Here is a 17,758-nt window from a genome sequence, read left to right as displayed (position 1 = left end):
GGAATTACCTTTAGAGAAATATTTGAGAACAACACAGAGGTTTTGTTTTTAGTCATTTATAACTCTTCTGATTCCGTTTTTTAGTAAAGTTTCGTTGAAGTTAATTAATAATCCTAGTCTATATTTTCCAAGTTTTAAATATGTTAGCGTTTGTGCTAAATGAATTGTAGTAAGTGATTGGACACTTTTAATTTCAACTACAAATTTGTTTTCTATTAATAAATCAATACGATAACCACAATCTAATTTGACTTCTTCGAAAATTAATGGCATTGCTTTTTCTTTTTCGACCAAAAGACCACGCTTAGATATTTTATAGAATAAACATTCTTTATAGGCATTTTCTAGTAATCCTGGACCTAAAGCTTTGTGAACTTCTATTGCCAATCCAATTATAATGGTTGATATTTCATTTTCTGTCATAATTAAAAAAACAAATATAATAAATTTTTTCTTACAAATTTTACAATAAGGGCAACAGCTAAACTTCTTTTCTCTGTGAAAAACTCTGTGCTCTCTGTGGTAAAAAAACAGAATATCTTTAGAGTAAATGCGACCATTTAATAAATTCTTTTTGTAAAGTTCACTTCGGTTTTCTTACATTTGAAACTATGAAAGGATTAAAGATTATTTTTTGGGTTTTATGGCGCATTTGGTTTTATGTTTTGATGGCCATTCCGATATTGATTATGTTGCCGTTTCTGCTGATTTCAATCATGTCTGAAAGCGGATATCCCTATTTCTTTAAAATGGCCCGCATTTGGGCTAAATTCATCCTTTTCGGTATGGGTTTTTATTATAAAGTGAAACGTCAGGAAAAGCTAATTAAAAATAAAAGCTATATGATTGTGGCAAATCATACTTCAATGACAGATATTATGCTGATGCTGGCTGTAGTTCGAAATCCTTTTGTTTTTGTTGGAAAGAAAGAGCTGGTGAAGATTCCTTTATTTGGATTTTTCTATAAAAGAACCTGTATTTTGGTAGATAGAAATTCTTCAAGAAGTAAAAATGAAGTTTTTAAAAGAGCACAAAATCGTCTGAATCAGGGATTAAGTATTTGTATTTTTCCAGAAGGTGGCGTTCCGGATGACGAAAGTGTTTTGTTGGATGAGTTTAAGGATGGTGCTTTTCGTTTAGCGATTGAACATCAAATTCCGATTGTTCCGATTATTTTTGCAGATAACAAAGAACGTTTTTCGTATACTTTTTTAAGCGGAAGTCCTGGAAAAATGCGTGTAAAAATATTACCTTTTATAGAAACCAAAGGATTAACAGGAGAAAATCGAAAAGAACTTCGGGATAAGGTCAGAGATTTGATTTATAAAGGTTTACTTGAGTTTCAAAAGGTGAAAAAGAAAGAATCATAAAAATTTAAAAGCCGACTAATTACTACAATTAGTCGGCTTTTCTTTTGAATTAAAACCCCCCATTTTATATTCAAAAACTACTTATCTATGGATAATTTTTTCTGAAATAAAGCGTAATACTTTTTTAAATTTTAGTCTGGTTTTTTTACGGTTTTTATTCAACAACACTTCTAGTTTCTCTTTCATGATAAAAAATCTTAAGGTTGATAATAAAGAGTTTGGTAAACTCAGTTAACGTTACAATCTATAGAGTGCAAAAAATGAAAAAGGTTGCGTTGAAATAAAAATTATTTAAAAAAAACAATAAAAACCCGCTAGCACCAAACAAACTAACGGATTTTTATTAAAACAAATGAACCAAATTTATTCTAAAAACCATTCGAAATGGATACTTATGGCTATACCAAATCTTATGTCTTTTATAAGATGAAATTGTTTTGAAAAGGTTGCGTCATTTTTTAATTTTATTTTAAAAATAAAAAACCCGACACAATTTAAATCGTGTCGGGTTAGATTGTAAAGTCTTGTTTTAAATAGACTTATATAAGCTTAAGCGTTTGCTAATTCTTTGATATGCGCTTTAATTTTCGCTTCTAATTCATCAGCTAATTCTGGATTGTCTTTAATTAACGCTTTAACAGCATCACGACCTTGTCCTAATTTTGTATCTCCGTAGCTGAACCATGATCCTGCTTTTTTAACGATATCAAATTCAACCGCTAAGTCAAGAATTTCACCGGTTTTAGAAACACCTTCTCCGTACATGATGTCGAATTCGGCAGTTTTAAAAGGCGGAGCTACTTTGTTTTTAACCACTTTTACTTTAGTTCTGTTTCCGATTACGTTTTCACCATCTTTAATTTGAGAAGAACGACGAATATCTAAACGTACTGAAGCATAGAATTTTAAAGCGTTACCACCTGTTGTTGTTTCAGGATTTCCAAACATAACACCAATTTTCTCTCTCAACTGGTTGATGAAGAAAACAGTACAATTTGTTTTACTAATTGTTCCGGTTAATTTTCTTAAGGCCTGAGACATCAAACGTGCATGAAGACCCATTTTAGAATCTCCCATTTCACCTTCGATTTCACTTTTTGGTGTCAACGCCGCAACAGAGTCAATAACCACAATATCAATTGCTCCTGAACGAATTAAGTTTTCAGCAATTTCTAAAGCTTGTTCACCATTGTCTGGTTGAGAAATGATTAGGTTTTCGATATCAACGCCTAATTTTTCGGCATAATTTCTATCAAAAGCATGCTCAGCGTCAATAAAAGCAGCAATTCCGCCTGCTTTTTGAGCTTCAGCAATTGCATGTAAAGTTAAAGTCGTTTTACCAGAAGACTCCGGTCCGTATATCTCGATAATTCTTCCTTTTGGATAACCGTTTACTCCAAGCGCTAAATCAACACCAAGAGAACCTGAAGAAATAGTTTCAACTTCGACAATGGCTTTATCGCCCATTTTCATCACGGTACCTTTTCCGTAAGTTTTATCTAGTTTGTCAAGCGTAAGTTGTAACGCTTTTAATTTGGCATCTTTCTCTGAACTCATCTCTTTTTTTTCTTTTTCTTTCATCTAAATTTTTATAATTCTTTCATTCTCAAGACAAATCAGAAATTAAATAACGTACTAATTTAGATTTGTATCAGGCTTGTAATGGTGTAAAAATACTTCTTTTTTTTGATGTACGTTATTTCAGATTGTTCCAAATTGTCACAATTTTCATTATAAAAATAACGCCTTTAATTCAGTGGCCTCAGACGGTTTCATTTTTCCTGCAAGCACTAAGCTCAATTGTTTACGGCGTAATGCAGCATCAAAACGCTGAATTTCTAATTCTGTTTCCGGTACAATTGCAGGAACTTCAACAGGTCTTCCGGTGTCATCAACGGCAACGAAAGTATAAATGGCTTCGTTGGCTTTTGTTCTGCTTCCGGATTCACGGTCTTCTACCCAAACGTCAATAAAAACCTCCATTGAGCTTTTGAAAGATCTCGATACTTTTGCCTCAACAGTAACAACACTTCCTAACGAAATAGCTCTGTTAAAAGCAACGTGATTTACAGAAGCCGTTACTACAATTCGGCGAGAATGTCTGCGCGCTGCAATACTGGCAGCACGATCCATACGGGCTAATAATTCTCCACCAAAAAGGTTGTTTAAAGGATTTGTTTCGCTCGGTAAAACTAAGTCAGTTAATATAGTCAGAGATTCTGAAGGATGTTTTGGATTCATTTTTTTAATGTAAAAATTTAAAATAACGGTCGATTTAATTCAACCAATAAACAGCCATAACAGCTGGAATAAAATATATTACAATGGTTCTTGCACCATCATAATCTTTGGCCAAACGCTGACCAAAAAGCATCATTAACAAAGAAATACAAGAAAAAATAGCTCCATAAAAACCAAATTCTCGGCCGCTATTTGTTAATAATTGTATCGCTCCCACTACACATAAAATTCCAGAAATTAATTCTAAAACTAAAAGATGCGCTAATGCAAGCGGCACTTGATTTTTTAATGGCGTTTTGGCAAAATGACCTTTTAGCCATTCAACATTATCTTTCCAATAAAATATTTTTTCATAACCTGATTGTAGAAAGGTTAAGGCCAAAAAAGCTAACAGTAAAATGGAGGCAACATTATTCATTTGAAAACTATTTTTTATGAATTAAACGAGTCAGTTTTATAGATAAATCAGTTAAAATTATTTTTGCATTTCCGTTTCTTTCAATGTGATACATCGCATCTGAAAGTTCTTTGAAAATATCGTGAATGTTATTTCCGTTTACAAAAGGCGCAAAGTTTTCCAGTTTAAATTTATCAACTCTTGGTTCTATATAAACCAAACCCGGAGCTTCATAATTAAGTAAGAGCGCCTGTCTGAACATTTCGATACAAAACTGAATGAATTTTTTTTGGCTTTCACGACCAAGTCCGGCAATTTCTTCGCTCCAGTAAATTAAATCCTGAATTGCGGCAGCATTTCCTTTTGCTCTAAAAGCGGCACGGACCCAATTAACAAACCATTGTTCAAAAGGATATTCTGAATCATCTTCTTTTAATAAAGAAATTGCTTTGTTAAAATTTCCCTGAGCCTGATGCGCAATTTTTTTAGCTAAGTTCGAATCAACGTTTTCTTGAGAAACCAGTGCTTCAGCAATTACTTTTTCGGGTAAACCATTAAAGTGAATTACCTGACAACGAGATCGAATGGTTTGTATAATATCTTCTTCATTTTCAGAAATCAGAATAAAAATTGTTTTATCGGATGGTTCTTCCAACAATTTCAAAAGTTTGTTTGATGCCGCAATATTCATTTTATCCGCCATCCAGATAATCATAATTTTATAGCCGCCTTCGTATGATTTCAGCGAAAGCGATTTTAAAACTTCCTGTGCATCTTCAACACGAATTTCTCCTTGTTTGTTTTGAACGCCAAGCATTTTATACCAATCAAATAAACCTCCGTAAGGCATTTCCTGTATAAAAGTTCGCCAGTCCTGAATGAAATCTAAACTCTTTGGTTTCGTTTTTACATCTTCAGTGGTAACTGTCGGATAGATAAAATGCAAATCGGGATGCGAAATGTTTTGAAACTTAAGATTGCAGGAATCGTTACCGTTTTCATTTTCGTTACCGGTGTTGTTGCATAAAATGTATTGCGCGTAAGCAATGGCGGTAGATAACGTACCACTTCCTTCTGGTCCAATGAACAATTGTGCATGCGGAATTCGTCCTGAAGCAGCACTTTTTATCAAGTGACTTTTGATGTAATCCTGACCTAAAATTTGTGAAAATTGCATGAAGCAAAGATATAAGAAAATCATGTAGTCAAAAATTTTCATAAAAAAGTTTATAAGGCTACTTTTTATTTCTGTTTTTTCGCGAAGGTTTTTAACTTAATTTTTTTCGTTTTTGATGTCAGCTTTTGTTAATAAAGGGATTAATTGAGAGAGATATTAAGAATATTTTGTTAATAGTTTTTTCGAAAAAGCTGTAATCGATGGTTTTTTTTGGTTATTATTTTGTAAAAACACTATTTTTTAATGTGTAATATCTTACAGTATTTGTTTTAACAATTTTAACAAAAACCCCGTTAAAACGCAGATTTTCTCGACATAAGACCCCTTTTTAAGATTTTTTTAAGGATTTTTTTTGAAAAAAGAAATCAATAAAGTTGCAATTTAAGTTAATTTATATATTTTTGTTTTCATAACAACCAATTATAATTAAGAATCTATGAAAGGGAAAATTATTTTATTAAGCGCAGTTTTTTTCTTGACAACTGGTGCTATTTCAGCACAAGCAAAAAATGCTCCTAGAAGTATTATTAGTACAACAGCTCTAATTCGAAAATACCATGATCAGAAAGAATTGAGTGGTATGCAAAAAGGAGAACTTTTGGAATTATACATTGAGCGTATTAAAGTTTTAGTGAAAACCCTTCCTTACATTGCATTGGTTACTAAACCGGGTGTGACAATGGCAGACTTAGGTATTCCAGACGATTCTGAACACAAAAAAGTATTAGATGCTCAGGCAGTTGGTACTACAACTTTCCTGGATACTACAGTAGATTTTCAAAGAAAGATGATGCCTTATTCTGATAAAGGTAACCTAATCGCTGCGATTTTATTCTACGAAAGCACATTGAAATCACTACATGAGTTCAACGATTTGAACGAAATGTAATAAAACAAATATTTTTTAAAACCTTTTTTAAAGTGTTTACGTAGATGAACTAGATTTCATAACGTCATTTTAGAAAGAGATATAAAAAACAACTCGTTCTCGACGTGTTCTGAAAGATTATCAGAAAACTCGAGATGAGTTTTTCATTTACGCATGCCCAAATTTATTATTAACCCTAATACCCCCTTATCATGAAAAAATTTACTCAAATTATCTGCGTGCTTTTGACAGTGACAAGTATGAGTGCACAACAAGAGAAAGGAATTATGGGCTACACTAATTGGTTGAATAACTGGACCGAATTTAAGCCTAACAAAGTAGAGTATGGAGAAGCAAACCAAATTTTAGCAGGAAACATTTCTGTTAATACTAAATTGCTGAAGAGGAATATTTATGTTTTGCAAGGAAACGTTTATGTTACAAACAATGCTGTTTTAACAATCGAACCTGGAACTTTGATTATTGGTGATTTCGAAACAAAAGGAACATTGGTAGTTACAAAAGGTGCACAACTTGTTGCAGATGGTTTAGAAACAGATCCAATTGTATTTACTTCAAACCGTAGCCAGAAAAAAGCTGGTGACTGGGGAGGAATTGTAATGCTTGGTGATGCTCCAATCAATAAATTTGGAAATGTAGGTTCTTATAACTTAGATCTTGATCCAACACTTACAACTTACGGTGGTGACAATGCTGCTGGAAACTCAGGTGTTTTAAGATATGTAAGAATTGAATTTGCTGGAAAAAAAGTAAAAGGTGCCGATACTTTCAACGGATTAACACTTGCAGCAGTTGGAAACAAAACTATATTAGAAAACGTTATGGTAAGTTACTCAGGTGGTGACTCATTCGCTTTCTTTGGAGGTGATTTAAACGCTACCAAATTAGTTTCTTATAAATCAATTAACGACGATTACAAATTTACTCAAGGTGTACAATGTCGTTTATATAACTCTTTAGCAGTAAGATCTTCTTATTTATCAAGTAATAAAGACGGATCTCGTTGTTTGGAAGTAAAATCATTCGAAAAGAAAAATGAAACTGATTTTACTAAAAAACAAACTTTAGTTGTAGCCACAAATATTACAATGCTTAACGACAGTGAGAACATCAAAGCTGATATTCAGGCTGGTTTGGTAAAAGAGGCAATTTATGTTGCTGAAACTGCTTCACTAGAAATGAAAAGAAGCGTAATCTCTGGATTTAATCCTGCTGTTTTATTAGACAGTAAAACAGAGATCAACGATGCTAATCTTAAGAAAATCAAAATTGAAGAAATGTATTTAAACCTATGTAATGGAAACATCTTTACAGAATACAATTCTAACAATGAAGATTTAGAAAGCTGGTACGGAAACCCTGTGTTTTTCAATGTTATGTCACAAAGTGATAACAAAGAAACATTCATTGACATCTACAATCCTAAAAAACCGGATTTCAGATTACAATTAGGAAAAATCACAGCGTCAAGCGGCAAATAAATAGATTTCGATTTTTATTTTACAGCGTAAATTTTATTAATAAGTCCCCAGACACAATTTATGTATCGTCTTACACCGGACTAAATAAAGATCAAAACATAATGGCCCCAACTATAAAAAAGTATTTTATTTATACAATATTTTTGGTTTCTCCTATTGCGTTAAGTTTACATGCACAATGCACTGAAGCAAACAAAATTGTTTCTTTTGCTGCAAAATGCGAGAAAACTGCGTCAATTATTTTAAATCAAAATAATGATATAGCTGATAAACGTATCAGCAAATTAGATGATAATTCTAATCAGTTAATAGCAGGGCTATCCATCCCCAAGGATAGCCTTTCTATGGCAGCTGAGGCGAACAGTCAGTCTACTACAAACAGTCAGGAGAATTCATCATTAACAGCTTTTCATTCTCTCCTTGCAAAGGATATTATTGAGAATTATAAGTATGATTTCTCTGAAACGTTTATTGATATTTTGTTTTTTGAAGATATAGATCTTGCCAGAACTCGTACTATATGATTCAAAAAACTACTTTATTTTTAATGCGTTTTTTCCTTTTTTTTAGTATAATCCTTTGTACTAAAACAAATTCCTATGCCCAGACAATAGTGCCTCAACCATTAGATGGTTTGGAAAAAATTTGTGCTGGACCATCTTTTAATGAATTTTATGCAACATTTACCTACGTTGATTTTCCTGGTGATGCTACGTTTGTGGTAGAGCTTTCGGATAAAACAGGTAGTTTTTCAGTTCCAACACCAACCATTTTACTTCAGGTTAGTAATATATCTGCTAACCAACAAACGATTAAGTTTGGTGTTCCTACAAATCTGGAAGGCTCTGATGTTTACAGTTTAAGAATAAAAAGTTCAACAGGTGCAGTTAGTTCAAGATTTAAAAATTCGCTTGATAAAACGTCATTTGCAGCGTATTACAAGAGCTATCAATCACTTTATTTTATTAACAAAAAAAGTGCTTCTGCTGTAATTTGTACAGGGGGTTCAATGACATTATCTGTTGATAATGATACCCCTGATGTTCCAGGTTCTTCACCATTATTAAACCCAAATTTGAAATACAAATGGTATAAAGATAATGTTATTATTGCAGGACAAAGTTCTAGCTCGTTAGTTGTAAATGCAATTGGAGAATATTACAGTGAAATTGATTATGGATTGTGTACTGAAACAAATATTAGCTCTAATCACGTAATTGTTACCTCTTCAGTTTCTGGTTCTGCTGTAACAATAAATTCAAGTCTAGGAAACCCTTTTTGCTCTAATGGAACGGGAACAGTTTTAACTGCAACTTCAGGAAATAGCTATATCTGGAAGAAAGATGGAACTGTTATTAATGGAGTTACTACTCGTACGTATACAGCAAATGAATCAGGAACTTATACAGTTGAAGTTGATTTTGGTGGATGTAAAGCAACAGGTAGTATTAATCTAAGTACTAATGGATTTAATGCCAGTATTGATGTTGCAGACACAGTAGAACTTCAGGAAGGAGAAACGGTTAGTGTTACTGTAACAAGTGATGCGACAAGCCCATCGTATGAATGGTTTTTAAATAACAATCTTATTGCCGGAGCAACAACAAATACGTATTTGGTAGCCGCAGTAGGTGATTATAAAGTTAAAATTTCACAGGCTTCAGGCTGTATTGCTACAAAAGAATTTCCTTTTAAAGTTACTGGACCAGCCCCTCCAGCAACGGTAATTCCAAACATAGTAAACTTAAGTGGCAGTTACCCATATTGGAATATTCCTGATGTGTACAAGACAGCAAGTACTAAAGTTATAATTATAAGTTCAAACGGAGAAATTATGTTTGATGATGTTGGAAGTAATTATGACCCCCAAGTTAACTCGTTTATTAAAGATTTTAAAAATGTAAATCCAGTTTATTACTATGTCATTAAATCAGACACAGGTGAAAAAAAAGGATCAATAACTGTGATAAAATAATATGAAGAAAATCCTACTATTCATAACTTTATTTTACGGTTTTTCTAATGCACTCTATTCCCAGGAAGCCACTGAGAATGGAGTTGTTTCGTTTTCATTACCTATCAGAAATTCATTAAAGTTTAATAGATATTTAATCAATCCAACATTTAGTTTTGTTCGTGAATCTAATCCATATATAAGTTTTTATAATAAAAGACAATGGGTTCAGTTTGATGATGCGCCAAATACTTATTTATTTAATTATTCTGGTCGTTTTAGAGAGAATGAAGCTTTTGCTATTGGATTATTTCAACAAAATTATGGTCTAATGACTGTTTTTGGAGGAGTAGTCAATTTTGCGCATAATATCGTTTTGGAGCAAGACAGTAATTTAACTTTTGGTCTAAATGTAGGTGCTTATCAAAGTGGTTTAGACAAAGGGAAAATAATATCTGACGATACTACTATTTTAACTGGTGAGTATCCTTCAAATACAATGCTTACAGTAAATCCGGGTATTAACTACGGTACTGCTTTTCTTGATTTTGGATTATCGGTAAACAATCTTATTCTATACAATTTCGGTGGCGGAATGATAAAAGAGGATCCGGAAAGAGCGATTGAACTTCACGCGATGTATACGGGATATCTTGATAGTTATGGTTTTTTTGACAGAAGTAAATTTTCCGGAATTGTAAAAACAGAGATTAAACAAGATAAAACGGTTATTTCTGGTCTTGCCATGCTTGCTATTCCGCAAGGAGTTTGGGCACAGGCAGGTTATAATACCTTATATGGAGTATCAGCAGGTCTTGGTGTAAATATTTCACCAAGTATTGCTATTGAATATAACTACGAAAGAGGAATGGGTAATTTTACGAATTTGGGTGGTTCACACGAATTTGTAATTGCCTATAGATTCAAAAATAAAAATTACTATTACGGAGATGATGATGAAGGTTCTCTTATAGATCCATCTAAGCCAAAAGCTGTAATGGCTAAAAAGACAACTACACCAGTTACCAGAGTTGATGGTGCTGAAAAAGCAAAACTAGCTGCAGAAGCCAAAGCAAAAGCTGATGCAGAGGCACAACAGACAAGGTTAGCTGCTGCAGAAAAAGCTAAAGCAGACGCTGAATCAGCCAGAATAAAATTAATAGCAGATAATAAGGCTAAAGCCGATGCGGCACAAGCCCAAAGATTAAAATTAGCTGCTGATGCTAAAGCTAAAGCAGATGCTGAAGCTGCTGCCAGAAAAACAGCTATCGCTGCTAAGCCGGCACCACAAAAAACGGCTGCGCAATTAGCTGCTGACAAATCAAGAGCAGATGCTGAAGCTGCTGCCCAAAAAGCAGCCGTTGCTGCTAAACCAGCACCACAAAAAACAGCAGCTCAATTGGCTGCCGATAAATCAAGAGCTGATGCAGAAGCATTAAAAATAAAATTAGCTGCTGATGCCAAAGCTAAAGTTGATGCGGAAAATAATGCTAAAGCAAAAGCAGCGACAACACCGGCTACACCACAAAAAACACAAGCACAATTAACTGCTGAAAAAGCGAAGGCAGATGCCGAAACAGCTGCTAAAGCAAAACTTGCAGCCGATGCTAAAGCAAAAGCAGATGCAGAAGCATTACAAATTAAGTTGGCTGCTGATGCAAAAGTAAAAGCTGATGCTGCAGAAGCGAAAAGAAAGGCCGATGCTAAAGCAAAAGCTGAAGCGGCAGATCTTCAATCAATTTTAGCTGCTGATGCAAAAGCAAAAGCCGATTCAGATGCGTATCAGGCTAGATTAGCTGCCGAAGCAAAAGCAAAAGCCGCTGCCGACTCAAAAACTAAAGCAAGCATTGATGCAGCGAATAAAGCAAAATTAGCTGCAGATGCCAAAGCAAAAGCTGCTGAGGATGCAGCCCTAAAAGAAAAATTAGCTGCAGATGCCAAAGCGAAAGCCGATGCAGAAGCAAGACAAGCATTAATAGCTGCAGAAGCAAAAGCGAAAGCTGATGCAGAAGCATTAAAAATAAAATTGGCTGCAGATGCTAAATCAAAAGCAGATGCAGAAGCATTACAAGCAAAATTAGCTGCTGATGCTAAAACTAAGGCCGATGCAGAAGCATTACAGGCAAAACTTGTTGCCGATGCTAAAGCAAAAGCCGATGCAGAAGTGTTACAAGCAAAATTAGCTGCTGATGCCAAAGCAAAAGCGGATGCCGAAGCTTTACAAACAAAATTAGCTGCCGATGCTAAAGCAAAAGTCGATGCAGAAGCACTACAGGCAAAACTTGTTGCAGATGCAAAAGCGAAAGCCGACGCAGAAGCATTACAAGTAAAATTAGCTGCAGATGCTAAAGCGAAAGCCGATGCAGAAGCACTTCAGGCAAAACTTGCTGCTGATGCCAAAGCAAAAGCCGATGCAGAAGCATTACAAGTAAAATTAGCTGCAGATGCAAAAGCTAAAGCCGATGCAGAAGCACTTCAAGCAAAACTTGCTGCTGATGCCAAAGCAAAAGCAGATATGGAAGCATTGCAAGCAAAATTATTAGCTGATGCAAAAGTAAAAGCTGATGCTGAAGCCAGTGCTAAAGCTAAAGAGGAAGCCGAAGCAAAACAATTACAACTAGCTGAAGAAGCACGTTTAGCAAAACTTGCGGCCGATGCCAAAGCCAAAGCAGATGCGGAAGCTCTACAAACAAAATTAGCTGCAGATGCTAAAGCAAAAGCCGATGCAGAAGCATTACAAGCAAAATTAGCTGCAGATGCCAAAGCGAAAGCCGATGCAGAAGCACTTCAAGCTAAACTTGCTGCAGATGCTAAAGCAAAGGCCGATGCAGAAGCATTACAAGCAAAATTAGCTGCAGATACAAAAGCGAAAGCCGATGCAGAAGCCCTAAAAGTAAAATTAGCCGCAGATGCCAAAGCGAAAGCCGATGCAGAAGCGTTACAAGCAAAATTAGCCGCAGATGCTAAAGCAAAAGCCGATGCAGAAGCGTTGCAAGCAAAATTAGCTGCCGATGCTAAAGCAAAAGCTGATGCAGATGCCCTAAAAGCAAAATTAGCTGCAGATGCACAAGCAAAAGCTGATGCAGAAGCATTGAAAGTAAAATTAGCCGCAGATGCCAAAGCGAAAGCCGATGCAGAAGCGTTGCAAGCAAAATTAGCGGCTGACGCTAAGGTCAAAGCTGATGAAGAAGCACGCTTGGCAAAATTAGCTGCTGATGCAAAAGCGAAAGCCGATGCAGAAGCTTTACAGGCAAGACTTGCAGAAGAGGCCGAATTAAATGCTAAGCTGGCTGCCGATGCTAAAGCTAAGGCCGATGCAGATGCTGCTGCAAAATTGGCTGCAACTCCAAAAGATGATTCAGCAAAAGAAATTGAAGCTTTATCTAAGGCTATAGAAACTGCTATTAAAACACAAAAAGAGTTGTTTGCCCAGTTTACTTCAACAGTAGCCAATAAGCAAAAAGACTTAGATGACTTAAGAGAAGAGAATGATTTAAGTGAAAAAGGAATCTATAGAGAGCCTAAGCCATTTAAAAGTGTTGCAGCAGAAAATAGTCAGTTAGAGGCTTTCAAAGTACAGCTTGCTGATGCAAATAGAACATCAAAAGAAGAACTTAACAAGCTTACAAATTTATATAACGAGAGACTTAGAAAAGTTCCGAATAAAAATGACGCTTTAAACAAAGCTTATCTTGAAAAAATAAATGAGTTAAAAGCGGCTCAATTAAAAATGGAACAAGACAGTGCCAATTTATTAGCGAATTTAGAGCGTATTAAAGCAGAGACTGAAATTGAGAAGAAACGTAGAATTAAACGTGCAGCTTACGAAAATGACCAGGGAAGATACAATCAGGATCTTGCAGCTCTTAAACGTATTAAGGAAACTACAAAAGTAAGTAGTACACCATTAACAGCAAGTGATTTTGATTTTGGTGAAGATCAATCAAATATGCAAATTATCAAGAATATCAAAAATTCTGAAAGTGGTTATTATATGATTATTGCAGTTCATAGCAGTATTGAAAAAAGAGATGAATTTCTGACTAAAGCAGTTGCTTCAGGACGTTCAGATGTTAATTTCTTTTACAATATAGCAACAAGTAAATATTATATCTATTACGAGAAATTTGATGGTTTATCTGAAGCTACTAAGGCATTAGAAGCAAAAGGAAATAAACCTTATAACGGAAAAATGGCCATTGTAAAAGTGGAGAATTAATACAAATCATAGATTAAAAGCAGGTCTTCTTAATGAGGGAAGAAGGCCCTAAATAATAAATAGAATACTAATTGTTTTATTAACTAATGCCCCTTAGCGGATAAGACGTAAGTAAACACAAGAATGATTATGAAAAAACCTACTATTTTAAGAACGTTGATTTTTGTTTTAGCTATGTTATTCAATTTTGCAACCTATGCGCAAAATTCGATAGCATTTAATTCAAAGTCTTATGGAAATTCCAATGAGAATATTTTCTTAAAGGCATATAATCAGTTTGAAAATAAAACTACTTTTGAAAATTCGACTGAGAAATTAGCTGCCCCTATTACGACGAATCCTGTGCTTAAATACGCAACAGGTCAATATGCGGGAACAATTTCAATTTGCCCAAATGATGGTAAAGAACTGCCAAAATTATTTATTTGTGGTTCTAATGATGCCAGAAATATTGAGACTGGTATTGATATGTCAACTGTAAATAGTATTTCATGGCAAAAGCTTAATGTTACTGCGAGTTGTCCTGCTTTTGCTAATGTTAACTGTGCCAATGAAAATGCTTCATGTGGATGGAACCAAGTAGCAACAGGAGCTAACTATTCAGCTGGTGTAGCGGGAGAATTTAGATTGGTAATAACATATCCAGATCTTTCGACTTCGACTTTTTATTTCAATGTTTATACTAATGATTTAGATCCAACAGGTATTAAAAAAGCTGACATTTATACAGGAAATAGCTGTACAATGGCAGGGAAAATAATTGTAGGTGGATTTAATGCTAGCTATGAATATACGATTGCTCCAACTTCTACTACTTCAACTCCTACTCCTACACCTACATCAGGATGGCAGAATAGTAATATTTTTGATAATATTACCGCAGCTGGTAATTATGATGTTTTTATAAGATTAAGAGGTGTAACTGGAACATGTACTTTTAATGTTAGAAAAATTGCAATTAAAAGTGTTGCCATAAGTAATACAGTATTAGTAACAAACCCAAAATGTTCTGGTGATAAAGGAAGTTTAAAAATTAGCACTGGAAATATTGGTTTACAATATGTCTATACGCTTTTAAAAGGGAATACTGTAATCACGACGACTATACCTACTGAAGCTCCGGAATATACTTTTTCAGGTTTAGATCCTGCAACAGATTATAAAGTTCGGGTTGCGCTAAATGGCAATGGTAAAAATAGCAGCGGAGGTAACTGTACGGTTTCAAGGACTTCAAGTGATCAAATAATAACTGCACCACCAGCGGCATTATCAGTATCATTATCTGATGATTCTGCTGTAACAGGATGTAGTACACGAAACATAAAAATAAACGTAACAAATGGTACAGCCCCTTACAAATATTATGTAAGTACTGATGGGGTAAATTATGTTATCAATACTTCAGATGTTGTGGTAGTTACAACTTCGGGTACTTACACAATTCGTGTAGAAGATTATAATGGTTGTACAACTACAGCTTCGGTTGTAAAGACTATTAACACTAGTAAACCAAGTTATACGATTTCATCTACAAACCCAAATTGTAATACTACTACAGGTAGCATGACAGTAAACCTTGTCAATGCAAACGGTTATACAGTTCAGTATAGTAGAACGGGAAATTCAGGTTCATATGGAAATACGAATACTTGGAATGGTCTTGCTGCGGGAACTTATACTATTTATGTTCGTTATAGACTTCCATCAACTTCGACTTGGTGTATAGACAGCAATGTCGTTACAATTTTGTCAGCGGCTGATCAGTTGCGTGCTTCTGCAGGAGTTGCGGCATTATCAGGTTGTGGTGTAGCTCCTAACCCGTCAGAGTACGGTTTGCTTAGAATTACAAACCCAACTGGAGGTACCCCACCATATACTTATAAGTTTGGAACTCAACCTACAGATCTTTTTGGTCCCTTAAATGAGCAATGGAGAAAACCAGGAACTTATACTTTGACGATTAAAGATGCGATTGGATGTACTTATACAATGTCAAATGTTACTATTGATCCAAAACCAGCTTTGCCAACGATATCAATTCCAGATCCAGTTTACGATTGTAATGGAGTAGCATCGGTTACGGCAACAGCAACTAGTCCTGAAAGTACTAACTATAATTTTACCTATTTAATTGATGGTGTTGAAAATACCAATATCCCTCGTAATGTTTTTCCGAATATTTTAGCAGGGCATCATAAAATTGAAGTGGTTTATAATTTAGTAAAAGTATCAACTTTCAGTAATCTATTAACCGAAGATTTTGGAAGAGGAGCTCCAACAACGTCACCAGGTATTAATACTGCTTATTGTTTTGAAGACCAAACCGATACTCACCCAGCAAGTTATCCTTGTAATAAAGATCAATACATTAATGATGGTGAATATGCGGTAACAAACTTAATTGATCCAAGATTTGGGACTTGGCTGAACATTAAAGATCATACTAGTGCTGCAAATGGTCCGGTTGATTCTCAAGGAAGATTTTTGGCAATCAATATTGGTGGTGTAGCAGGTGTTGGTGGAATTATTTATAGAAAACCAATTTATGATGTTATACCAGATCAAGATGTAAAAGTTTCATTTTGGGTTGAAAATTTAATTGAAGGAGGTAAAAATTATCCAGATGTTGATCCAGATATTACTATCGAATTAATTGCTGATTTTGGATTACCAACTCAAAAACTAGTTGCCTCTCAGGCAACTGGTATTGTACCAAAATCAAATAAGTGGGAAAATTACAATATGAGTTTAAATCCGGGAGGCTACACCACTTTGGATTTTGTTGTTAGATCATATAGTATTGCAACGGGAGGTAACGATTTAACTCTAGATGATATTTCAGTTTATCAAATTCCTAGATCTTGTAATGCTAATGTTTTTAGAGAATTTGATGTTTTTGATAATCAAGCATTTACTGCTGTAATTTTAGGAACTGCACAAGAAAAATGTCCAGGACAAGGAGATGGAACAATAACAATATCAGTAAAGAATTTTGGTACTGAATATGAATATTCATTAAATGGTGCTGCTGGACCTTGGATTCCTTCTAGTGTTTCTGAGCTTACCATTGGTCCTTTGGCAGCAAAAACATATGACCTTCAAGTTCGTAGAAAAACAGGTCAAGCATGTACTAAGAGTCTTAGTCCAGTTGTTGGTTCACCAACAGGGTTTAATTTAGTAGCGAGTTCTACACCAGCTACATGTGATGTTACTAAGCCTGCGACTATTACGGTTACTCCCACTGGTGGAACACAACCTTATACACTTATTCTTACTAATAAAGGCACTGGTACGGTAAGTAATTTCCCTGCTAATGGAGGAACTTTAAATGTAGGTCAAGGAACATATGTTGTCTCAGGAAATGATTTTAATGGATGTCCATATAAAATTAGCCAAGAAATAGTTATTGATGCACCACCAACGATATCAGCGACGGCTGTCAAAACTGCAGCTTTGTGTTTTGATTCAACTGCCACAATTACGGTTGATGTTAGTGGAGGAGTAGGTCCATATAAATATCAGGTAGCTTATGAATCAGCAGCTTTTGGCTCTATCACAGATTTTACAGGAACTAGATTAAGCTATACGGCTACTGCTCCTGGAACATATCATTTTAATATTATTGATCAAAATGGTTGTAATACAACAGCGGCAAGCCAGAAAGTTGACCCTAAAATTTCTGCGACAACTGCTGTTAGAACTGCCTTAAGTTGTAAAACTGTAAAAGATGCCACTATAGAGGTAACAATAAACGGAGGTACTGCACCATTTACTTACACAGTAACGAATAAAACTACAGGGCAACTCTTATTTACTAGTGGTTCAATAACATCATCAATTTTTACTTATGATACTCCTAACTCAGGAACTTATACATTTGATATAAAAGATAGCAATGGTTGTATTGCTACAAAAGATGGAACTGTAGATGCTTTAACTACGGTTATTGCTAATGCTAGTCCGACTAATCCAAAATGTTTTGGAGCTTCTACGGGTTCTGTAACCTTATCGGGTTCAGGCGGAGTTGGTC

Annotated in this window: 12 protein-coding genes; 7 read left to right on the top strand and 5 right to left on the bottom strand. The window is 34.8% G+C overall.

Annotation, left to right across the window (positions count from 1 at the left end):
• Positions 1-48 precede the first annotated feature (48 nt).
• Positions 49-423: a GxxExxY protein gene (locus AC1RRN_RS18760; RefSeq protein WP_492968771.1), complete on the bottom strand. Its 375-nt coding sequence runs from the start codon at positions 421-423 to the stop codon at positions 49-51.
• A gap of 188 nt (positions 424-611) precedes the next feature.
• Between AC1RRN_RS18760 and AC1RRN_RS18755 the strand changes: the two genes are divergently transcribed.
• Complete coding sequence (locus tag AC1RRN_RS18755; protein ID WP_492968770.1) at positions 612-1,370, top strand: lysophospholipid acyltransferase family protein; 759 nt, start codon at positions 612-614, stop codon at positions 1,368-1,370.
• Between the two features lie 549 nt (positions 1,371-1,919).
• Here AC1RRN_RS18755 and recA read toward each other — a convergent pair.
• From recA to AC1RRN_RS18735, 4 genes are all read right to left on the bottom strand, one after another.
• Entirely contained in the window at positions 1,920-2,927 is a 1,008-nt protein-coding gene (gene recA / locus AC1RRN_RS18750) for a recombinase RecA (RefSeq protein WP_086065163.1), read from the bottom strand.
• Positions 2,928-3,101: 174 nt separating this feature from the next.
• Positions 3,102-3,611 carry an acyl-CoA thioesterase gene (locus AC1RRN_RS18745; RefSeq protein ID WP_492968769.1) on the bottom strand — a complete coding sequence of 170 codons (510 nt, stop codon included), beginning with the start codon at positions 3,609-3,611 and terminating at the stop codon, positions 3,102-3,104.
• Between the two features lie 34 nt (positions 3,612-3,645).
• Positions 3,646-4,029, bottom strand: a complete 384-nt coding sequence (locus tag AC1RRN_RS18740) for a DoxX family membrane protein (protein ID WP_026982373.1) — start codon at positions 4,027-4,029, stop codon at positions 3,646-3,648.
• Between the two features lie 7 nt (positions 4,030-4,036).
• The gene (locus tag AC1RRN_RS18735) at positions 4,037-5,185 is read right to left on the bottom strand and encodes a DNA polymerase III subunit (protein ID WP_492968893.1); all 1,149 of its coding nucleotides are present in this window, start codon (positions 5,183-5,185) and stop codon (positions 4,037-4,039) included.
• A 436-nt stretch (positions 5,186-5,621) separates the two neighbouring features.
• On the opposite strand from AC1RRN_RS18735, the gene AC1RRN_RS18730 reads away from it, so the two are divergent.
• The 6 genes from AC1RRN_RS18730 to AC1RRN_RS18705 form a co-directional block, all read left to right on the top strand.
• Positions 5,622-6,074 (top strand): hypothetical protein, encoded by a 453-nt coding sequence (locus tag AC1RRN_RS18730; RefSeq protein ID WP_492968768.1) that lies wholly within the window; start codon positions 5,622-5,624, stop codon positions 6,072-6,074.
• 191 nt (positions 6,075-6,265) lie between these two features.
• A complete protein-coding gene (locus AC1RRN_RS18725) occupies positions 6,266-7,555 on the top strand; it encodes a beta-helix domain-containing protein (protein ID WP_492968767.1) in 1,290 nt (429 codons plus the stop codon).
• Between the two features lie 101 nt (positions 7,556-7,656).
• Complete coding sequence (locus tag AC1RRN_RS18720; protein WP_492968766.1) at positions 7,657-8,079, top strand: hypothetical protein; 423 nt, start codon at positions 7,657-7,659, stop codon at positions 8,077-8,079.
• A complete protein-coding gene (gene sprC / locus AC1RRN_RS18715; RefSeq protein ID WP_492968765.1) occupies positions 8,076-9,530 on the top strand; it encodes a gliding motility protein SprC in 1,455 nt (484 codons plus the stop codon). Before AC1RRN_RS18720 ends, sprC begins: the two co-directional genes overlap by 4 nt.
• 1 nt (position 9,531) lies before the next feature.
• Positions 9,532-13,728, top strand: a complete 4,197-nt coding sequence (locus tag AC1RRN_RS18710; protein WP_492968764.1) for a PorP/SprF family type IX secretion system membrane protein — start codon at positions 9,532-9,534, stop codon at positions 13,726-13,728.
• A gap of 129 nt (positions 13,729-13,857) precedes the next feature.
• Positions 13,858-17,758 (top strand): SprB repeat-containing protein (locus AC1RRN_RS18705; protein ID WP_492968763.1); only part of this gene is annotated, 3,901 nt, incomplete at its 3' end.

The sequence above is a fragment of the Flavobacterium sp. GW821-FHT11G01 genome (assembly GCF_058808175.1).
Note: the sequence above shows the minus strand (reverse complement) of the source record. Positions and strands in the feature narration are given on the sequence as shown.